The organism is Agrobacterium pusense (genome assembly GCF_900102105.1).
Taxonomy (GTDB): Bacteria; Pseudomonadota; Alphaproteobacteria; order Rhizobiales; family Rhizobiaceae; genus Agrobacterium; species Agrobacterium pusense.
The window spans coordinates 240,974-259,051 of the sequence record NZ_FNBB01000002.1; the positions used below are offsets into that span (position 1 = coordinate 240,974).

Annotated in this window: 15 protein-coding genes; 5 read left to right on the top strand and 10 right to left on the bottom strand. The window is 59.6% G+C overall.

Features of this window, described 5'->3' with window-relative positions; translation table 11 throughout:
- Window positions 1-60: 60 nt before the first annotated feature.
- The 3 genes from BLU28_RS05765 to BLU28_RS05775 form a co-directional block, all read right to left on the bottom strand.
- Window positions 61-1,728, bottom strand: coding sequence for a thiamine pyrophosphate-binding protein (locus tag BLU28_RS05765; RefSeq protein ID WP_168247041.1), 1,668 nt, complete (start codon window positions 1,726-1,728; stop codon window positions 61-63).
- Entirely contained in the window at window positions 1,725-2,927 is a 1,203-nt protein-coding gene (gene caiB, locus BLU28_RS05770) for a succinate--glutarate CoA-transferase (protein WP_072494648.1), read from the bottom strand. The genes BLU28_RS05765 and caiB overlap by 4 nt, the downstream gene beginning before the upstream one ends.
- A gap of 167 nt (window positions 2,928-3,094) precedes the next feature.
- A complete protein-coding gene (locus tag BLU28_RS05775) occupies window positions 3,095-4,075 on the bottom strand; it encodes an alpha/beta fold hydrolase (protein WP_077987433.1) in 981 nt (326 codons plus the stop codon).
- 147 nt (window positions 4,076-4,222) lie between these two features.
- Here BLU28_RS05775 and ettA point away from each other — a divergent pair, with 147 nt between their 5' ends.
- The 3 genes from ettA to metF all read left to right on the top strand — a co-directional run bounded on the left by ettA (window position 4,223) and on the right by metF (window position 7,941).
- Window positions 4,223-5,872 carry an energy-dependent translational throttle protein EttA gene (gene ettA, locus BLU28_RS05780; RefSeq protein WP_004442830.1) on the top strand — a complete coding sequence of 550 codons (1,650 nt, stop codon included), beginning with the start codon at window positions 4,223-4,225 and terminating at the stop codon, window positions 5,870-5,872.
- A gap of 160 nt (window positions 5,873-6,032) precedes the next feature.
- Window positions 6,033-7,046: an ArsR/SmtB family transcription factor gene (locus tag BLU28_RS05785; protein WP_004442828.1), complete on the top strand. Its 1,014-nt coding sequence runs from the start codon at window positions 6,033-6,035 to the stop codon at window positions 7,044-7,046.
- A gap of 1 nt (window position 7,047) precedes the next feature.
- Window positions 7,048-7,941 carry a methylenetetrahydrofolate reductase [NAD(P)H] gene (metF, locus tag BLU28_RS05790; protein WP_037089864.1) on the top strand — a complete coding sequence of 298 codons (894 nt, stop codon included), beginning with the start codon at window positions 7,048-7,050 and terminating at the stop codon, window positions 7,939-7,941.
- 465 nt (window positions 7,942-8,406) lie between these two features.
- Here the strand turns inward: metF and BLU28_RS05795 are convergent, their stop codons facing one another.
- From BLU28_RS05795 to BLU28_RS05825, 7 genes are all read right to left on the bottom strand, one after another.
- Window positions 8,407-9,633 (bottom strand): lytic murein transglycosylase, encoded by a 1,227-nt coding sequence (locus BLU28_RS05795; protein ID WP_077987434.1) that lies wholly within the window; start codon window positions 9,631-9,633, stop codon window positions 8,407-8,409.
- A 122-nt stretch (window positions 9,634-9,755) separates the two neighbouring features.
- Window positions 9,756-10,535 carry a glycoside hydrolase family 25 protein gene (locus BLU28_RS05800; protein WP_004442823.1) on the bottom strand — a complete coding sequence of 260 codons (780 nt, stop codon included), beginning with the start codon at window positions 10,533-10,535 and terminating at the stop codon, window positions 9,756-9,758.
- 231 nt (window positions 10,536-10,766) lie between these two features.
- On the bottom strand, window positions 10,767-11,486 hold the full coding sequence (locus BLU28_RS05805; RefSeq protein ID WP_006697744.1) for a class I SAM-dependent methyltransferase: 720 nt from the start codon (window positions 11,484-11,486) through the stop codon (window positions 10,767-10,769).
- Entirely contained in the window at window positions 11,483-12,733 is a 1,251-nt protein-coding gene (locus tag BLU28_RS05810) for a BtaA family protein (RefSeq protein WP_077987436.1), read from the bottom strand. The genes BLU28_RS05805 and BLU28_RS05810 overlap by 4 nt, the downstream gene beginning before the upstream one ends.
- Window positions 12,734-13,064: 331 nt before the next feature.
- Window positions 13,065-14,144 carry a lytic transglycosylase domain-containing protein gene (locus BLU28_RS05815; protein ID WP_077987494.1) on the bottom strand — a complete coding sequence of 360 codons (1,080 nt, stop codon included), beginning with the start codon at window positions 14,142-14,144 and terminating at the stop codon, window positions 13,065-13,067.
- Between the two features lie 123 nt (window positions 14,145-14,267).
- Window positions 14,268-14,903, bottom strand: a complete 636-nt coding sequence (locus BLU28_RS05820) for a LysE family translocator (RefSeq protein WP_022556608.1) — start codon at window positions 14,901-14,903, stop codon at window positions 14,268-14,270.
- Window positions 14,904-14,955: 52 nt separating this feature from the next.
- Entirely contained in the window at window positions 14,956-16,167 is a 1,212-nt protein-coding gene (locus tag BLU28_RS05825) for a pyrophosphate--fructose-6-phosphate 1-phosphotransferase (RefSeq protein WP_004442813.1), read from the bottom strand.
- Window positions 16,168-16,495: 328 nt separating this feature from the next.
- On the opposite strand from BLU28_RS05825, the gene BLU28_RS05830 reads away from it, so the two are divergent.
- Both BLU28_RS05830 and BLU28_RS05835 read left to right on the top strand, forming a co-directional pair.
- Window positions 16,496-17,236 carry a J domain-containing protein gene (locus BLU28_RS05830; protein WP_034498855.1) on the top strand — a complete coding sequence of 247 codons (741 nt, stop codon included), beginning with the start codon at window positions 16,496-16,498 and terminating at the stop codon, window positions 17,234-17,236.
- Window positions 17,233-18,012 (top strand): N-acetylmuramoyl-L-alanine amidase, encoded by a 780-nt coding sequence (locus BLU28_RS05835; RefSeq protein ID WP_077987437.1) that lies wholly within the window; start codon window positions 17,233-17,235, stop codon window positions 18,010-18,012. The genes BLU28_RS05830 and BLU28_RS05835 overlap by 4 nt, the downstream gene beginning before the upstream one ends.
- Window positions 18,013-18,078 lie beyond the last annotated feature (66 nt).

The following is an 18,078-nucleotide window of genomic DNA, read 5'->3' on the forward strand; positions in this document are numbered from 1 at the left end:
CCTAAGCTGTGAGTCACAGTCAGGATTTACACCATGCCGAAGCCATGTCCATGCGCGATATCAGCTTCGGGTTCTGATCTGCGTCAGGGTACGCGTCGGCGTGATCGCTTCCGGATCCAGCTTCACCTCGATGATCGCCGGTTTGCCGCTTGCCCGTGCCCGTTCGAAGGCGGCGGCGAAGTCTTGCGTTCTTTCCACCGTTTCGCCGTGTCCGCCATAGGCTTTGGCAAAGGCGTTGAAATCCGGATTGACGAGATCGGTGCCGCTGACACGACCGGGATATTCCCGCTCCTGATGCATGCGGATCGTGCCATAGGTGCCGTTATTGACCAGCAGGGTGATGATTGGCAGCCCGTAACGCACGGCGGTGATGAATTCCTGCCCGTGCATCATGAAGCAACCGTCACCGGCAAAGCAGATCACCTCGCGCTCCGGGAACAGGTGCTTGGCGGCCACCGCCGCCGGCAGGCCGTAACCCATGGAGCCTGATGTCGGGGCCGATTGCGTGTTGAAACGGCGGAAGCGGTGGAAGCGGTGCAGCCAGGTGGCGTAATTGCCGGCGCCATTGGTGAAGATGGCGTCTTCAGCAACGTTCGCCTCGATCCAGTCCATGATCGGACCCATCTGCACGGCGCCGGGGCCTGTCTGCGGCGGCGTTGACCATTTGAGATAAGCCTCATGCATTGAGGCCGTGCGACCGGCCCAGGCGGCATTGCCGGCAAGATCGATGGAGGCAAGGGCGGCAACGAAATCGTTCGGGGCGGCGCAGATAGCGAGGTCCGGCCGATAGACGCGGCCGAGTTCTTCCGCCTCCGGATAGATATGGATGAGCTTCTGCGACGGGTAGGGAATATCGAGCAGCGTATAACCGGAGGAGGGCATTTCGGAGAGGCGGCCACCGAGCAGCACCACGAGGTCGGCTTCCTTGATTTCCCCGGCCAGTGCCGGGTTGATGCCGATGCCGACATCGCCTGCGTAGGAGGGGCTCAGATGATCAAACAGCATCTGGCGGCGGAATGAACAGCCCACGGGAAGTTTGTGCTTTTCCGCAAAAGCCTTGAAGCCCGTCACGCTTTCCTCGGACCAGCGGGTGCCGCCGGCGATGAAGACCGGGCGTTTTGCCTCGCCCAGCATTTTGGCGAAGGCGGCCATTTGCGACAGGCCTGGATGTGCCTCGACGGGCGTATAGGGCTTTGCCTCGGGAGCTTCGACCTCTTCCACCAGCATGTCTTCGGGCAGCGTCAGCACCACGGGGCCGGGGCGGCCGGAAGTGGCGACGGCAAAAGCGCGGGTAACGAATTCAGGGATGCGGCGGGCATCATCGATCTCGCCCACCCATTTTGCGAATTCGGTAAAGGCGCGGCGATATTCCACTTCCTGAAAGGCCTCGCGCTCGCGGGCATCCCGCTGCACCTGACCGATGAACAGGATCATCGGAATGGAATCCTGCCTTGCAATGTGCAGGCCGGCCGAGGCATTTGTGGCACCGGGGCCACGGGTCACCATGCAGATGCCAGGCTCGCCCGTCAGCCGCCCCCAGGTATCGGCCATCATGGCTGCGCCGCCTTCCTGACGGCAGACCACGGTTTCGATGCCGCTTTCATAAAGCGCATCCAGAACGGCCAGATAGCTTTCGCCTGGAACGCAGGAAACGCGGGAGACACCATTGGCCTTCAGCGCTTCGACGATCAATTGCCCGCCTGTTCTTTTCATTCCGGCTGCAGTCATGGCGTCGTGGTCCTTTCGATGTTTTCCAGTTCGGCCAGCACCTGCGCCTGATGTTCGCCGAGCTTAGGGCTCGGGTGTTCATAACGCAGCGGCGTCTGAGACATGATAATGGGTGTGCGGACACCGGGGATGACAGTGCCGTCTTCCGCCTCCAGATCGATACGGAGGCCGCGTGCCTTCACCTGCGGATCCGCGAACATTTCCTCGATGGAATTGATCGGTCCGGCGGGGACGGCGTTCTTCTCGCAGGCGGTCAGAAGATCGCGCTTCTGCCATTTCAGCGTCTCCGTGGAAACGATCTGCCGCACCTCGACCTTATGCGCCACGCGGGCCTTGTTTGTCGCGTATCGCTCGTCATCGGCGATCGCGCCGATGCCGAGGATATTGCAGAGGCGGCGGAACTGACCGTCATTGCCGACCGCGAGGATCAGGAAGCCGTCGGCCGTTGGCACCACCTCATAGGGGGAGATATTTGGGTGGGCGTTGCCGAGCCGGACGGGAGGCCTGCCGGAGATCAGGTAATTCATGTTCTGGTTGGCGAGAACGGCCGATTGCACATCGAGAAGCGCCATGTCGATATGCTGGCCTTCGCCAGATCGAATGGCGTGGATCAGGGCCGCCTGAATGGCCGATACGGAATAGATGCCGGTGAAGATATCGGCAACCGCCACGCCTGCCTTCATCGGCTGTCCGTCGGCTTCGCCCGTAATCGACATGAAGCCGGACATGCCCTGCACGATATAATCGTATCCGGCGAGATCGGCATAGGGCCCGGTCTGGCCGAAGCCGGTGATGGAGCAATAGATCAGCTTCGGATTGAGGGCCCTGAGGCTTTCGTAATCGAGGCCATATTTTGCAAGTCCGCCGCGCTTGAAATTCTCGATGACGACATCGGCGGTGCGCACCAGCCGGCGCACCAGTTCGCAGCCCTCGGGTGTTTTGAGATCGGCGACGATGGAGCGTTTGCCGCGATTGGTGGCGTGGTAATAGGCGGCGGAGAGGTTTTCTCCGTCATCGCTCTCAACGAAGGGCGGTCCCCATGCGCGTGTATCATCGCCGCCTTCGGGGTTTTCGACCTTGATAACGTCTGCGCCCATATCGGCCAGCATCTGCCCCGCCCAGGGACCGGCGAGAACACGCGCCAATTCGATGACGCGGATGCCCGATAGCGGCGGTTTCCTGTTCGGCTTGTCGGTCATCTATCCCCCGGTACTTGGTGTCTGCCGGTTTATAGACCGCTGCTTGCCGCGTCGCATGTGATTTTATCTCATGGACTTATTCCGTTTTGGAACGGCACTAAACTGGGGCTGATACGGCAGCTTCGACATTCGGTATTTTGAGAGTCCCCTAATTCCGTCATTCCGGCTCAAGGCCGGAATGACGGGGAGGGCGTTTTACTGTCATCCACGACGCGGCCGCACCAGGCGGCGAAATCCGCTACGACGGGCTGCCAGCCGATTTCGTTCAGGGTTTCGTGCCGCATGCCCTTGTAAATCGTGTGCTCGACATGGCTGAAGCCCGCCTCCCGGAAACGTTCGGCAAGCCACACGATCTCCCTGCCGTCGTTGGTCGCGGCGTCCTCATCACCGCTCACCAGCAAAAGCGGCAAAGCCTTCGGCAGACGCTCGATAAGTTTCGGGCCGCGATAGGAGAGTGCAAAGACATCCTGCCAGAGGGAAACGCTCGCCTCGAACTGGCAGAGCGGGTCTTCCACATAGGCGTCCACCGCCGCCTTGTCGTGGCTCAGCCAGTCCGCATGGGTGCGCTTTTCCGGCATTTTCGCGTTCCAGGCGCGGAAGGTGGCTTTCGGCAGGATGGCGCTCGGCACATCCGAGCCTTTCAGCATTTTTTCCAGCCGCAACACAATCTGCGCGAGACGGCCCATAAGACCGGGATTGAGATTGGAATTCCAGATCGACAGACCATCGAAGGCGTCGGGGTAACTGACAGCGGTATTGAGCGCCACGAGGCCCCCCATGGAGTGGCCGAACAGGATCACCGGCAGGCCGGGATGCCGCTCGCCGGCCAGCCGGCGCATCGCCATGACGTCGGCCACGACCTTGTCCGCGCCATCCTTCCAGGCAAAACGGCCAAGAGGCGCATCCGCTGCTTTCGTGCGACCGTGGCCGCGATGGTCGTGGGCATAGACCTCGAAACCCTGCTGCGACATGACGTCGGCAAAACGGCGGTAACGGCCGGCATGTTCCACAAGGCCGTGGCAGATCATCAGCACGCCGCGGGCGGGAGCAAGGGCGGAAGGTTGATGACGGAAGGCGATGGATGCGCCAGAAGGGGCTTCTAGCCTCTCAATCCGGCTGAATGCGAAGTTATCGGTCGTCTCATTCATCGTCGCACCCGTCGTCTCATCGCGCAGCGTGTCATAATCATGGGGTCATAATCGTGCCAGAGGTTGCCCCAAGGTCCTATTTACCCTACATAGCGGCAAATTTCCCGATACGTACTCTTAAAAATCCGATGTGGAGCATTCGCTACAATGGCACGTCAATTCATCTATCACATGGCTGGGCTGAACAAGTCCTATGGCGCGAAGAAGGTTCTGGAGAATGTGCATCTCTCCTTCTACCCTGACGCCAAGATCGGTATCCTCGGCCCGAACGGCGCGGGTAAGTCGACCGTTCTCAAGATCATGGCCGGCCTTGACAAGGAATATACCGGTGAGGCGTGGCTCGCCGAAGGTGCGACGCTCGGTTATCTCGAGCAGGAGCCGAAGCTCGACGAAAACAAGACCGTGATGCAAAACGTCATGGAAGGCGTGGCGAGCAAGACGGCGATCGTTGACCGCTACAACGAGCTGATGATGAACTATTCCGACGAAACGGCGGAAGAGGGCGCGAAGCTTCAGGACATCATCGACAGCCAGAACCTGTGGGACCTCGAAAATCAGGTCGAAATGGCCATGGACGCCCTGCGCTGCCCGCCCGGCGATTCGCCGGTGACCGGCCTTTCGGGTGGTGAGCGCCGCCGCGTGGCACTGTGCCGTTTGCTGTTGTCGCAGCCGGACCTGCTGCTGCTCGACGAACCGACCAACCATCTGGATGCCGAAACCATCGCCTGGCTCGAAAAGCACCTGCGCGACTATCCGGGCGCCGTGATGATGATTACCCACGACCGCTACTTCCTCGACAACGTGACGGGCTGGATTCTCGAGCTCGATCGTGGTCGCGGCATTCCTTACGAGGGCAATTACTCCGCTTATCTGCAGGCGAAGGCCAAGCGCATGCAGCAGGAAGCCCGCGAAGATGCTTCGCGTCAGAAGGCCATCAGCCGCGAACAGGAATGGATCGCCTCCAGCCCCAAGGCCCGCCAGACGAAGTCCAAGGCGCGTATCAAGGCCTATGACGAGCTGGTGGAAGCAGCGGAAAACCGCCGTCCCGGCGATGCGCAGATCGTCATTCCGGTCGCCGAGCGTCTGGGCCGCGTCGTCATCGAGGCTGAGAACCTCACCAAATCCTATGGCGACCGCGTGCTGATCGAGAACCTGTCCTTCAAGCTGCCCCCCGGCGGTATTGTGGGCGTCATCGGCCCGAACGGCGCCGGTAAGACGACGTTGTTCAAAATGATCACCGGTCAGGAAAAGCCTGATAGCGGCTCGGTGACTGTTGGTGACACCGTTCAGCTCGGTTACGTCGACCAGAGCCGTGACGCGCTGGCGGGTGACAAGACCGTGTGGGAAGAAATCTCCGGCGGCAACGACATCATCAAGCTCGGCAAGTTCGAAGTGAACTCGCGCGCCTATTGCGGCGCCTTCAACTTCAAGGGCGGCGATCAGCAGCAGAAGGTCGGCAACCTCTCGGGTGGTCAGCGCAACCGCGTGCACCTTGCCAAGATGCTGAAGGCGGGCGGCAACGTACTGCTGCTCGACGAACCGACCAACGACCTTGATACGGAAACGCTGGCGGCGCTCGAAGAAGCGCTGGAAGCCTTCGCCGGTTGCGCCGTTATCATCAGCCACGACCGCATGTTCCTGGACCGCCTCGCGACCCACATTCTCGCTTTCGAGGGTGACAGCCACGTGGAATGGTTCGAAGGCAACTTTGAAGACTACGAAAAGGACAAGGTCCGTCGCCTCGGCCCGGAAAGCATCAAGCCCGGCCGCGTGAGCTACAAGCGTCTGACACGCTGATCCGTTTGTCATAACTTCAAAAAAGGCCCGCCGCAAAGCGGGCCTTTTTCCGTGTAATAAGTGGAGATGATCGTCTCGCGCGGCACTTTGCGCTTGCATCTCGCGCCACATCGACATAAAGATATCTTTATATCTTGATTAGCTTGCGAGGCGCGGCAGAGTGGCGTTCGGTCTGGACAAATTGGTGGATCTCCTGAAGGCGGCGGGTGAGCCGACGCGCTTCCGGTTGCTGGCGCTTCTTTCGGCCGGCGATCTGACGGTGACCGACCTTACGGAAATCCTTGGCCAGTCGCAGCCGCGTATCTCCCGTCACCTCAAGCTTTTGACGGAAGAGGGGCTGATCGAGCGTTATCAGGAAGGTGCGTGGGCCTATTTTCGCTTGCGGCAGGATGGCGAGCCTGCGGGTGTCGTTCGGCAGTTGCTTGCAGCGGCCTCGCCTTCCGACGCGGTTCTTCAGCGTGACAGTGAGCGACTGGCCGCCGTCAAGCGGGTGAGGGCGGAGCGGGCGCAGGATTATTTCAGCCGTAATGCGTCCGCCTGGGACGAACTGCGTCGCCTGCATGTCAGCGACGAAGCCGTGGAAGGCGCGCTGCTGAAGCTGGTGGGCACCACGCCCGTCGATTCGCTGCTCGATCTCGGTACGGGCACCGGCCGTATCCTGCAGCTTCTGAGCGGCATTTATCGCCGTGCCATCGGCGTGGATGCGAGCCGCGACATGCTTTCGGTGGCACGCGCCAATCTGGACAAGGCGGGCGTGGTGAACGCCTCCGTGCGCCATGGCGATATTCTCAATCTGCCGCTTGAGGGACAGGATTTCGATTTGATCGTCATCCATCAGGTGCTGCATTTTCTCGACCAGCCGGAGATCGCCCTTTCGGAAGCCGCGCGTATGCTGCGTCCGGGCGGTCGGTTGATCGTCATCGATCTTGCGCCGCATTCCTTTGAATATCTGCGCGACGAACACGCGCATGTGCGGCTAGGCTTCTCGCACCCGCTGATGGAAGAGTGGATGAAGAAGGCTGGGCTTTCTCTGGAGCGTGCCGTCGATCTGCATTCTGAAAAGGCGTCCGACGAAGCTCTGGACGTCACGATCTGGGTTGCCCGCGACCAGCGGCTGCTGATGGCAGACGATGTGGCGCAAGAGGCGGTTTTACTTCGCTCCGGGAGGGCATGATATGTTGAGGTCGGAAACCGCACGCCGTGATGGCGACATCCGGTTGTCTTTCGAATTTTTCCCGCCCAAGAACGCCGAGATGGAAACCCAGCTCTGGGAAACGGTTGCCGAGCTCAAGAAGTGGAACCCGGATTTCGTCTCCGTCACCTACGGTGCCGGTGGTTCCACCAAGGCGCCGACGCTGGACGCGGTGCGCCGGATGATCGGTGACAGCCACCTGGCGACGGCCGCACATCTGACCTGCGTGGACGCGAGCCGCGATGAGGTGCACCAGGTCGTCGACGAGTTCCGTAATGCGGGCGTTCGTCATTTCGTGGCGCTGCGCGGTGATCCCTCCACTGGTATCGGCACGGCTTACCAGCCGCATCCGCAGGGTTACGAGAACGCCGCAGCGCTGGTAAAGGGTCTCAAGGAGCTGGGCGACTTTGAGATTTCGGTCTCCGCCTATCCTGAAAAGCATCCGGAAAGCGCAAGTGAAGCTGTTGATATCGACATGCTGAAGCGCAAGGCGGATAATGGCGCTACCCGGGCGCTGACGCAGTTCTTCTTCGATAATGACGTGTTCGAACGTTACATGGAACGGGTTACGGCGGCGGGGATCACCATTCCGGTGGTTCCGGGCATCATGCCGATCCAGAATCTCACCCAGCTCAAGCGTTTCGCCGGACGCTGCGGCACAAGCATTCCTGCGTTTCTGGATGAGCGTTTTGAAGGCTATGACGAGGATCTGGAGGGCCGCGCCCGCGTGGCTGCAGAGGTTGCGGCCGAGCAGATCGCCGATCTCCAGCGGCGCGGCGTCAGTGAGTTCCACCTCTATACCATGAACCGCGCGCCGCTGGTTGATGCCGTGCTTGAAAATCTGGGCCTGGAGCGTCTGCGTCGCAGCGCCGCGTGATTTCAGCCAGGCTATTTTCGGACAGAAAAAAGCGCAGGTCCCTCGGGGCCTGCGCTTTTTAAATTCGTGTCATCTACGGTTCTTCACTGCGTTTGGTCTTCACGTCTCGTCAGATGAAAAGCATCATCGCTACGAACAAAAACGCCAAACCGACTGCCAAGGCATTGAGAGATTTTGTAAGTCCCATGGGTGCCTCCTCTTGTTGACAGCTTCGATAATATGACCGTTTTGTGGCAGTTGAAAAGCGGTTTTTGTGATGCGGTGCAGCACGTCTTTCAGGGTCTCAAAAAAGGGATTTCCGTAATTATTTGAAAATGAATGGTTATTTTCTTATCACGCAGTGCTTCATATGTTTAAAAAAAGTAAATGACCGGGGTTTTATCCCCAGTCATCCGGTCGAGATTAGCGATTTCCGCCTTGATTCCGGCCGACAGATTAAGGGCCGGAGAGCAGCGTTAAGACAGGTTAAAGCGCCTGTAGAAGAGCTGCCGTAGGCCAGCCGTCCGCCGGCATGCCGAGGCGCTGCTGTTCCTTCTGGATGGCGACGCGGGTGCCAGAACCGAGAATTCCATCCACCTTGCCAACATTGTGGCCGCGTGCTTCGAGCTTGGTCTGAAGCTGCTTCATGGTGGCGTCATCAAAGCCGGGATCTGGGTTGCCCTTGTCATAGACCGGGCCGCCCATCAGGCGGGTAGCGAAATAGGCAGCCGAGGTCGTGTAGATGAACGACTGGTTCCATTCCAGATAGATGTTGAAGTTCGGATAGGTGAGGAAAGTCGGACCCTTGCGGCCCTGCGGCATGATGAGTGCGGCGGGAAGGGAGGCGAAGTTCTTGTTGCCATCGCGCGGGGTGACGCCAAGCGCAAACCATTCGCCGGCGGTCAGCGGGCCGCCAAGGCCGGATTTTTCCCAGGGCAGGTTCTCGGGCAGGGAAACTTCCTGAATCCAGGGTTCGCCCTTTTTGAAGCCGAGGTGCTGGATGAATTTTGCAGCCGTTAGAATGGCATCGGGCGCACTGCTCTTGACGTTGATGTGGCCGTCACCATCACCATCGACGCCGAAGGCGATGATATCCTTCGGCAGCATCTGTACCTGGCCGATTTCGCCGGCCCATGCGCCCGTATTGGTGGCAGGATCGAGATCGCCATGCTGAACCATTTCGATCAGCGCGAGCAGCTGCGGACGGAAGAGCTCCGGGCGGCGGCAATCATGCGACAGGGTTACCAGCGCGTTGCGGGTGTTGAAATCGCCCTGAACGGCGCCAAAATCGGTCTCCATGGCCCAGAAGGCGGTAATGACGCCAGCGGGCACGCCGAACTCGTTTTCGGCGCGGGCGAAGGTGGAGGAGAGCTCCTGCAGCTTCCTGCGGCCGATATCAAGGCGGGCCTGGCTGACGGTGCGCTGCGAGAATTCGAGGAAGGTCTGGCGGAAAACGCCCTGCGCGCGGTCACGCGATAGCACCTTCTGGTCGATCTGTGCGCCCGCCAATGCCTTCTGGATCGCATCTGCCGGAATGCCCTTGGCAAGCGCATCGGCCTTGACGCCTTCAAGAAACGTACCGAGATCACCACCGCAGGCGACCTGCTTGGGATCGTCAGGCGATGCAACCGGTGGCGTGGCGAGGGCTGCGCTGGAAGACAAAAGAGACAGAGCGGCGGCAAAGATGATGCTGCGCGACCGGAACGTGGGCATGGGAATTTCCTCGATAGGTTGTTAGCCCGCTTTACCCATATGTTTGCGACAAAAAAACGGATCGGGCGATCTGACGTGGTTGAACAACGCCGAATTTTGGAAAGTGTTGCTTCTTGGCCGTTCTATTTGGCCGAAGCGATCCATTTCCGCCAGTTTTTCTCGCTTCCGGCAAAGACATTGATGTCGGTCGGGCCATTCACGCCGGGTACGACGCCTGTTGCGGTATATTGCCAGAAGGCCCATTGCCGGTCTTCATAGATCTTCGTCGGATGCGCGGCGACGGACCGCACCCAGAAATGATAGTCCTTGAACTGGCCGACGAGATTGTCGCGGTGGAAATCAACCGAGGTATAGATAATCGGACGTTTGCCGTAATGGGCTTCGATGCGGTCGAGGAAGCGCTGCATTTCGGCGCGTACGATGCCGGGAGCCGGGCGCGTCTTGCAGGTGGGGGAGGCAGGGTTCCACTCCACGTCGAGAACCGGTGGCAAAGTAACGGCGTCCTTCGGCACGTTGCGAATGAACCAGTCGGCCTGCGCGTCTGCCGTCGAGCAGAAATAATAGAAGTGGTAAGGCGCATGCAGAATATTCGCGGCTGCGGCGCTGCGCCAATGGTCGCCGAATTTCGGATCGATTCGATCCGACCCCTCCGTTGCCTTGATGAAGACGAATGACACGCCCGACTTGCGCACGGTCTGCCAGTCGACATCGCCATTCCATTTGGACACGTCGATGCCGTGCACCTCATGGCGGTGCGGGTTGTTGACGCCGAAATCCTGCGGGTCGGTATCGGAAAATTTTGGCTTGGATACGGACGCGGTTTCGAGCAGATCGTAACTCGTGGAGGTGCAGCCGCCGATCAATAGCAAAGCCGACAATAGTGCCGATAAACGCAGCCGCATTGGAACCCTGATGAAAATATTGCCCCTATACGGCCGCCAAAACGGCGCGCCGTATCTCCCGATTTACGCATAACATGGTAAACAAACTGATATGGCAAGTGGCAACGTGCTTTTTGCACCCGACAGTCGCTGGATTTGAAGCGATTTGCGCATTCATCGCCGAATAAGGCGCTGCAGGAGCCTTGACGGTGACGCCTCTCGGCGCGCGCGGGGTCCCTATGCCTTCTGCAATCAGGCGTCGGCCAGGATGCGGTGGATTTTCGGTTGCTGCGCTTCAATGACCGGAAGGGTAATGACAGCCCGCCAGGCGTAACCACGGGCGATTTCCTCAAATTCGAGGTTGCCATCAAAACGGCCTGCCATATTGGCCAGAACATAGCGAAGATTCGCGCGGGGCGTGACATGGAAGCGCGTGAGCCAGCCGTGCAGGAGCGTGCGGAACCACTTCGGCAGCTGTTCCTGCTGGCCGAAATCGACAATATGCAGCGCGCCACCGGGTTTCAGCGCCTTGAGCGCCTGTTCCACTGCCTTTTCCCAGTCCGGTATCATCGACAGCGCATACGGAATCATGACCCGGTCGAACCCGTCGGGCTGACCGAACTCGGAGGGGCGGAAAGCGGTGGCGTCGGCCACGCGCAAAATCGGGCGTTCCGCCCTGCCGGCGAAATTCTCGGCTGCGGTCAGCAGCATTTCGGCGGAGATGTCGAGGCCAAATAGTTTGGCGTCAGGAAACCTGCGGCCGGCCAGCAGCAGGTTGCGACCGGTGCCGCAGCCGACTTCCAGGAGCGTGCCGCCCTTTGGTACGTTCAGGCCGGAAATGGTCCGGTCGCGGCCAAGAAGGTAATATTTGCGGGTGATATCGTAGATATGCCGCTGGTGGCGATACATGCGGTCCATCAGGCTCGCATGTGCACTATCTGCAAGACTTACATTCTCACCGACGGTTTTCATGCCATAGCCCTCTGGTAAATATGGAAACCGCCATAAATGGCCGAGCGGTCCAAGGCGTTGAGCTCGCTGGAGCGCTCTTCCAGATAGATCCACTGATTGCGGATATCGGGGGAAAGCCGGCCTTCGATCACGCTCTTTTCGGCTGCGGTGCGGAAGATGACGCGGGCGCCCGATGCGGCGGTACGGCTGATCTGCGACCACAATTCGTTGAGCTGCACATCCGTCATCCAGTCCTGCGCGTCCAGGAGGATATAGCGGTCGACGGCGCTTGCCGGCTTTTTGGAGAGAAGCTCGGTGTAGGTGGCGTGATGCACGGCGACGCGCGCCGTATTGTTGCGGATTGTCTCGTAATATTCCGACTTGAGATAGGCGGGCAAAGAGCCTTCATGCGGCTCCGGATAACGGCGTGCAAAGGCCTGCCAGGCAAAATAATTGTCGCTCAGCGGAAAGTTGCAGGCGAGTTTTTCCAGCCGCTGCTTCAGAACCGAGGCAACCGTGCCGTCATCGGAAAGGCTTGCCAGTTCGTCATATTGGCGGGGCGGTATGCCGAGACCGAAGAGGGAGCTTTTGCGTTTCGTCAACCAGCGGACCACCTTCTTGTCGAAGAGCGGCGCGACCTTGCTGTCGAAAAACTGGCGCTGTTCTTCGAGCGTCCGGGCCCTGGCCATTTCGGTGAGCTTCACACCGTGCAGCCTGGCCATGAGATGGCCTGCGCCGATGAAGCGTCCGAGCAGGCCGGTGTGATAGATGTTCCTGTCAAACACCGAAATGCGACGACGGCCGGAAAGCATGCGCTTCGACCAGTAGGCCTTGGTCGTGGCATCGAGATGTTCGGCGATGAAGCGATCGTAACCGTGGCTATTGCTGCGCATATTGGCGCGGCCGAAGTGACGCACCACGTCCTGATGGGCGGGCAGATGGCGGAAGGCGGCGAGCTTCAGCTTGTTCAGCGCAATGTGATGCGGATTGAGGTCAACCACGTCGATGCTGGCCGGGTTGCGCGAGAGATAGGCCAGCATGTTGCAGCCGCCGGAACCGATGGTGACGATACGGTGACCTTCGCCCAGCTCCATCGCCTCCATGTCGATCTCGGGATCTTCCCAGATTTGTGGATAGACGAGGCCGGAGAAGAGAACGCCGAAGAACCGTTCGGAGAGTCCGCTTTTCGAGAGAGCCTTGTGCTGGAGCAATGCGGACTTCAGTTTCGTGTTCTTGCTGAAGCCGGTCTTGGGTGCCGCACTCGTCATTTGTTCACCTCTCAGTCGATTGAGAGGCGTCTACAGCCGTGACGCTACAGTTTGATGACAGGGGCTGTGGGCGAAGGTGGGGAATGATGGAGACGCTGGAAAACCAGACGGCCGGCACTGCGGGACACAAAGAACCGCCCCAGCGACGGATGGGGAGGCAACTCGCGCCGCTACGGATACGTCGCCTCGGGCTCGTCCCGAGGATCTGCACGTCCTGATATTTGCGAGGTTTTCAAATCCTTGGGACAAAACCAGGGATGGCGAATGGAAAATGCTCGACGCTCAAGGAAGGCAAACGGCTGCACCGCGCTCAGAGCGACGCCAAAGGCGATCACTTGCGCAGAACGTGCAGCATGCCCTTGCGTTTTGCATCGTAATAATAACCGCGCGCGTAAAGCCTGACGGCGTTGTCGCGGTCGTTGCCCGCTACCACCCATGCGCCGCGTAAATATTTTACGGCGTATTTGAGATTGGTTTCGGCGTCGAACAGGCCCGAGGCGGGGCCATCGAAGCCCATAGAGCGTGCCGTAGCGTGCCTGATCTGCATCAGGCCGAAGTTACCGCTGTTATAGGCGCCGGGATTATACCGGCTTTCGCGCTGCACCACGCGATGAACCAGATCTTCCGGTACATCATACATGCTGGCGTATTTGGAAATCAGCCCGCTCAGTTTTTCGCGTCCGGCAGGTGGCGTATTAAGCGGCGCAGTCATCGCTTCATTCTGCCGGATGGCGGCAAGGGCGGCGTTGGTCGGCCCGGCGGCATAGGCGAGAACGGTGCTGTCCGGCTTGGGCAGCGGAATGACTTTGCGTTCGGCCGTCAGTTCGGTGCCGATGGAGGGTGAGCCGGGCGGCGGCGGTGCCGGCGGGAAGCTGCCCTTGACGGCAACCACCTGCGGCAGATCGGCCGCGGCATTATGGGAGGCAGGTTTGGCCGCCGCAGCCGCCGTTTCGATGGCTGCCGCCGCGGGAGCGGCGCTTGCCGGTGCGAGTGCTGCGGCCGCGGTGGGTGCAGATGCCGCCACGGCGGCTTGGGCGACCTCGGTCTGCTGCGGCTGCATCTGGGCAGTGATCGCAGCGGCGGCAGCTATTTCGGAAGCCGGCGGCAGCGCCACGCGTCCGCCCTTGACGGCGACGGCTGTGGGAAGTGCTGCTGCCTGAGAAGAGGCCGCGGTTTCGGCGGTCTGAACCGATGCAGCTGTCGGGGTTGCTGCTGCGGCCTCGGTCGCTGCCGGCTGCGCAGATGTCGACGCAGCAGTGGTCGCGGGGTTTATCGTTGCGATTTTAGGGCCGTTCGGCCCGTCCTTCGCGGTATATTCGACGCTGGTGCATGCGCTCAATGCCAGTGCCAGACCCACGGTGGAAGACAGAAGAAGTGTCCTTCTTCCGCGGAATTTGCCCGAATTTCGCATGTTGCCGCCTTCGTTATGCCTGTCTTTCGATACCCCCGCGTCGAGCGAAGCAGGCAGTGTCCCGTCGAGCTTCATTAACCTATTGTAAGGAAAGCGGCAAGCCGGGAGGCGACTTGCAGTGTTTCAGGCCGCGATGCGTCTGTATCCGGCGCTGACCGCGCGGCCGGAAATGAAGTGCGTGCGGTACTTCTGGCGGATTTTCTTGTCGCCAGACATGCGCCGCACCAGTGCCAGAGTCGATTCGGGAAACAGCCCCTGCACGATGAGAATGGCCAGAGCCAGAAGCAGGACTGCGGCCTGCGCCACGGCAAACGTCTCTACCGCATTGCCGGTGGTGGAGATGAATTGCGGCAACAGCGCCAGGAAGAAGGTGAAATAGCGCGGTCTCAGGGCGGCGGTTGCGTAACAATCGCGGAACGTTCCGCTCCCGGACTTGCCAGCCAGATTGTCATTATCGGCATTGGCCGCCTGGGCGGCGGGGGTGGCGAAAGTCCACAGGAAAAACAGCATCAGCCAACCGAGCCCGGCCCATTGCACGATTTCCACGAAAGACTGCGGCATATAGGCAAAGCCGGCCACAGGAATGGCTGAAATCGTCATGGCGGTTACGATACCGAGAGCGCCGCCGCTGACGGAAGCCAAAAGCGTCTTTTTGCCGCGGATGGCGGCATAAGAGGCGACAGAAAATACAAGGGGAGAGGGGAGTGCGAACACCACGGCACATGCTGCGCAAAAAATCAGCCAGGCCTGTCCAGACATTCTCTTCCTCCTTGCCCTCCCTGTCGCCGTCTTATTTTAGCCTACCGTAAAATCAGGCCGCTGTGAACGGCTGACCGACATGTTCCATCACTTCGGTAAACCATTTGGCAGAGAGGTCGAAATGCTTTCCGCCCTTGATACGCGGAAATTCGATGGTCCGCAATTTGCCATTCTGGTCTTCGTCGTGGCCGGTTACACCGGAGACCTTGTTGAGTGCGCTTTCCACGGCGAGATCGACCATGCCCTGGATGAGGCGCAGATCGTCACCATTGGCGGGGGCAGAGCGGGCGAAATAGCCCGATTTCTGCACCATGGAGCGTTCCGCGCCGATGAGGCTGGCAAACTGCTTCTGGAACCAGCCGCCGACATTGATCGTGTCGATCTTCACATGGCCGAAGGCATCGCGCTTTACCGCTTCGCCGGAAGCCTCGCGTTCAGCGACGATGGAATCGAGACCGGCACCTTCGGAGACGAACAGCGTGACGTAGCCGTGTCTGTCCATGATTTCCTTCAGGCGCTCGGCTTCCGCTTCGATGTCGAAGGCCATTTCCGGCAGGTAGATGCCGTCGATGTTCTTCATCTGCGTGTTCATCATCAGGCCTTCGACATATTCGTTGCCGTTGGTCTTCTGGATATAGGCACGGGCGGTGGCCGCCGTCAGCCAGCCGCAATGGCGGCCCATGACTTCGTGGATAACGAAGGTTTTGGGGGCTGCGCTCTGCTCGTTGCTGACATTGTCGAAGAAGGACGCGCCGACTTCGGCGGCCGTCCAGGCGCCAAGCGACTGCTTGATCGGAACCACGTCATTGTCCACCGTCTTCGGCAGACCGACGACGGTGAGGTCGTAGCCGTTGGCGCCGAGATAGGCGGCGAGGTCCGCTGCGGTCGTATTGGTGTCGTCACCGCCGATGGTATGAAGAATGGTGACGCCGTCAGCCGCCAGCCGCTCGGCAGCGACACGAAGCGGATTATCGCCTTCCTTGACGAGGCCGCGCTTGGCGCAATCGGCGGCGTTGGTAAGCTTGACGCGGCTGTTGCCGATCGGCGAGCCGCCGTAACGATGCAGCAGATGCGCCTTTTCCCGCATGTCTTTGCTGATTTCGATGCGATCACCCAGAAGCACGCCCTGATAACCGGAGCGATAAGCGATGATGTCGATCTCAGGCGCTATATCGCTGTATCGTTCGATCAGGCCGCCCACGGCCGAAGAGAGACAGGGCGCAAGGCCACCCGCGGTCAGCATTGCGACTTTCTGTTTGGCCATCATGGCTCTCCTTTTGCGTATACTCAAACACATGTCTGGACATGTCTGGCAAATGGATGCGACAGCCGCGTGTAGGTGTAAAGTGAATTTATCAAGAAAAACGCCGATTTCTCGCGCTTTTTCAGCGGCTTGACCTGACCGGGCAAATATAATCGTTTCAATAGGCCCATTGCGGACACGGGCCCAGTGCCCTGTGGAAAACCCGGAGTTCCGTTCACCCCGCTATCTTGTTCCTGAAGCAAAACTGTCGCAAAGATGAATAAAAGTTAATGCCGCTTACCCGCTGTGGATATTGCATTCGCGGCAATATCCCGTCATGCTTGCGGTCATGATGTTCGATTTCGCCTGTTTGCAAATTTCATCCCTGTGGGAACGGCTGCTCGGCGCAATCGGCGACGCGGCAGGCAACGCGCTTGGTCGCGTGGTGGAAGCCATCCGCACCCTGTTCGAAGGTGATCCGGAAACGCGCCGCAAGGTCTCTTTTTCCGTAGCCATCATCGCGCTTTCCGCCAAGATGGCGAAGGCCGACGGCATCGTCAACGATGCCGAGGTGCGGGCCTTCAGGCAGATTTTCGATTTTCCGGAAGAAGAAGCCAAAAACGTTGCCCGTCTTTATAACCTCGCACGTCAGGACGTTGCGGGTTACGAAGCCTATGCGGAGCGGCTTGCCGGTCTTTGCGGTTCCGGTCACGATAATTGCGAGATGCTGGAAAGCGTCATCGACGGCCTGTTTCATATCGCCAAGGCGGATGGCCTGATCCACGAGCGTGAGCTTGCCTTCCTCGGCCGTATCGCGGAAATCTTCCATATCACCGAAGATCATTTCGAAACGATCATGGCGCGGCATGTGCATATGGATGGGCGCGATCCCTACCGCGTGCTCGGTGTTTCGCCGTCCGACGACTTCCTGGATATCCGCAAGCGTTACCGTTCGCTGGTGGCGGAGCATCATCCCGACAAGCTCATCGCCCGTGGCGTTCCCATGGAATTGCATGCGGCTGCGAATGAGCGTATGGCGGCTCTCAACGCCGCCTATGCGGCCATCGAGAAAGAACGCCGCGTCGCATGAGTGAATGTCTGCCGGATTTTACCCCGGATTTCGGGGGCGCAACTGTTGCGCCTTCGCCTAATCACGGCGAGAGGATCGGCGTGCCCGGTCCCGATATCATTCTTCTTCATTATACCGGCATGACGACAGCCGATGGCGCTCTGTCGTGGCTCTGCAATCCCGAAAGCCAGGTATCGAGCCACTACTTTGTTTTCGAAGACGGGCGCACCGTCCAGCTTGTGCCGGAAACCCGACGTGCATGGCACGCGGGAAAAAGCTCCTGGGCCGGGGACGAGGATATCAACTCCCGATCCATAGGCATCGAAATCGCCAATCAGGGTCATCCCGGCGGGCTGCCGGAATTCCCCATGGAGCAGGTGGAAGCCGTCATCGAATTATGTCGCGATTGCGGCCAGCGGTGGCATATCGCCCCTGAAAGGGTGCTTGCCCACTCGGACGTGGCGCCGATCCGCAAGGTCGATCCGGGCGAAAAATTCCCGTGGGACATCCTGTCGCAGCACGGTGTCGGCCATTGGGTTGAACCCGCGCCAATCCGCGGCGGGCGTTTTTTCCAGCGCGGCGACCATGGCCAGCCCGTCGAAGCGCTGCAGTCGATGCTGTCCATCTATGGTTACGGCGTTGAAATAACGGGCAATTATTGTGAAAAAACCGAGGGCGCCGTGGCGGCGTTCCAGAGGCATTTCCGGCCCGCACTGGTGGATGGCATTGCGGATTTTTCCACCATTGACACCCTGCACCGGCTGATTGCCAGCCTGCCGAAATTTTCGGTCGCCTGAACGCAGATTCTGGAAAACAAATCCCGGTTTGCCGCGCTCCGCAAATCGCTTTTTTTGCGTTGCCAC

Coding starts and splice junctions, on each gene's coding strand:
- BLU28_RS05765 (WP_168247041.1), bottom strand. CDS start 1,728: ATGACTGCAGCCGGAATGAAAAGAACAGGCGGGCAATTGATCGTCGAA.
- caiB (WP_072494648.1), bottom strand. CDS start 2,927: ATGACCGACAAGCCGAACAGGAAACCGCCGCTATCGGGCATCCGCGTC.
- BLU28_RS05775 (WP_077987433.1), bottom strand. CDS start 4,075: ATGAATGAGACGACCGATAACTTCGCATTCAGCCGGATTGAGAGGCTA.
- ettA (WP_004442830.1), top strand. CDS start 4,223: ATGGCACGTCAATTCATCTATCACATGGCTGGGCTGAACAAGTCCTAT.
- metF (WP_037089864.1), top strand. CDS start 7,048: ATGTTGAGGTCGGAAACCGCACGCCGTGATGGCGACATCCGGTTGTCT.
- BLU28_RS05795 (WP_077987434.1), bottom strand. CDS start 9,633: ATGCCCACGTTCCGGTCGCGCAGCATCATCTTTGCCGCCGCTCTGTCT.
- BLU28_RS05800 (WP_004442823.1), bottom strand. CDS start 10,535: ATGCGGCTGCGTTTATCGGCACTATTGTCGGCTTTGCTATTGATCGGC.
- BLU28_RS05805 (WP_006697744.1), bottom strand. CDS start 11,486: ATGAAAACCGTCGGTGAGAATGTAAGTCTTGCAGATAGTGCACATGCG.
- BLU28_RS05810 (WP_077987436.1), bottom strand. CDS start 12,733: ATGACGAGTGCGGCACCCAAGACCGGCTTCAGCAAGAACACGAAACTG.
- BLU28_RS05815 (WP_077987494.1), bottom strand. CDS start 14,144: ATGCGAAATTCGGGCAAATTCCGCGGAAGAAGGACACTTCTTCTGTCT.
- BLU28_RS05820 (WP_022556608.1), bottom strand. CDS start 14,903: ATGTCTGGACAGGCCTGGCTGATTTTTTGCGCAGCATGTGCCGTGGTG.
- BLU28_RS05825 (WP_004442813.1), bottom strand. CDS start 16,167: ATGGCCAAACAGAAAGTCGCAATGCTGACCGCGGGTGGCCTTGCGCCC.
- BLU28_RS05830 (WP_034498855.1), top strand. CDS start 16,496: ATGATGTTCGATTTCGCCTGTTTGCAAATTTCATCCCTGTGGGAACGG.
- BLU28_RS05835 (WP_077987437.1), top strand. CDS start 17,233: ATGAGTGAATGTCTGCCGGATTTTACCCCGGATTTCGGGGGCGCAACT.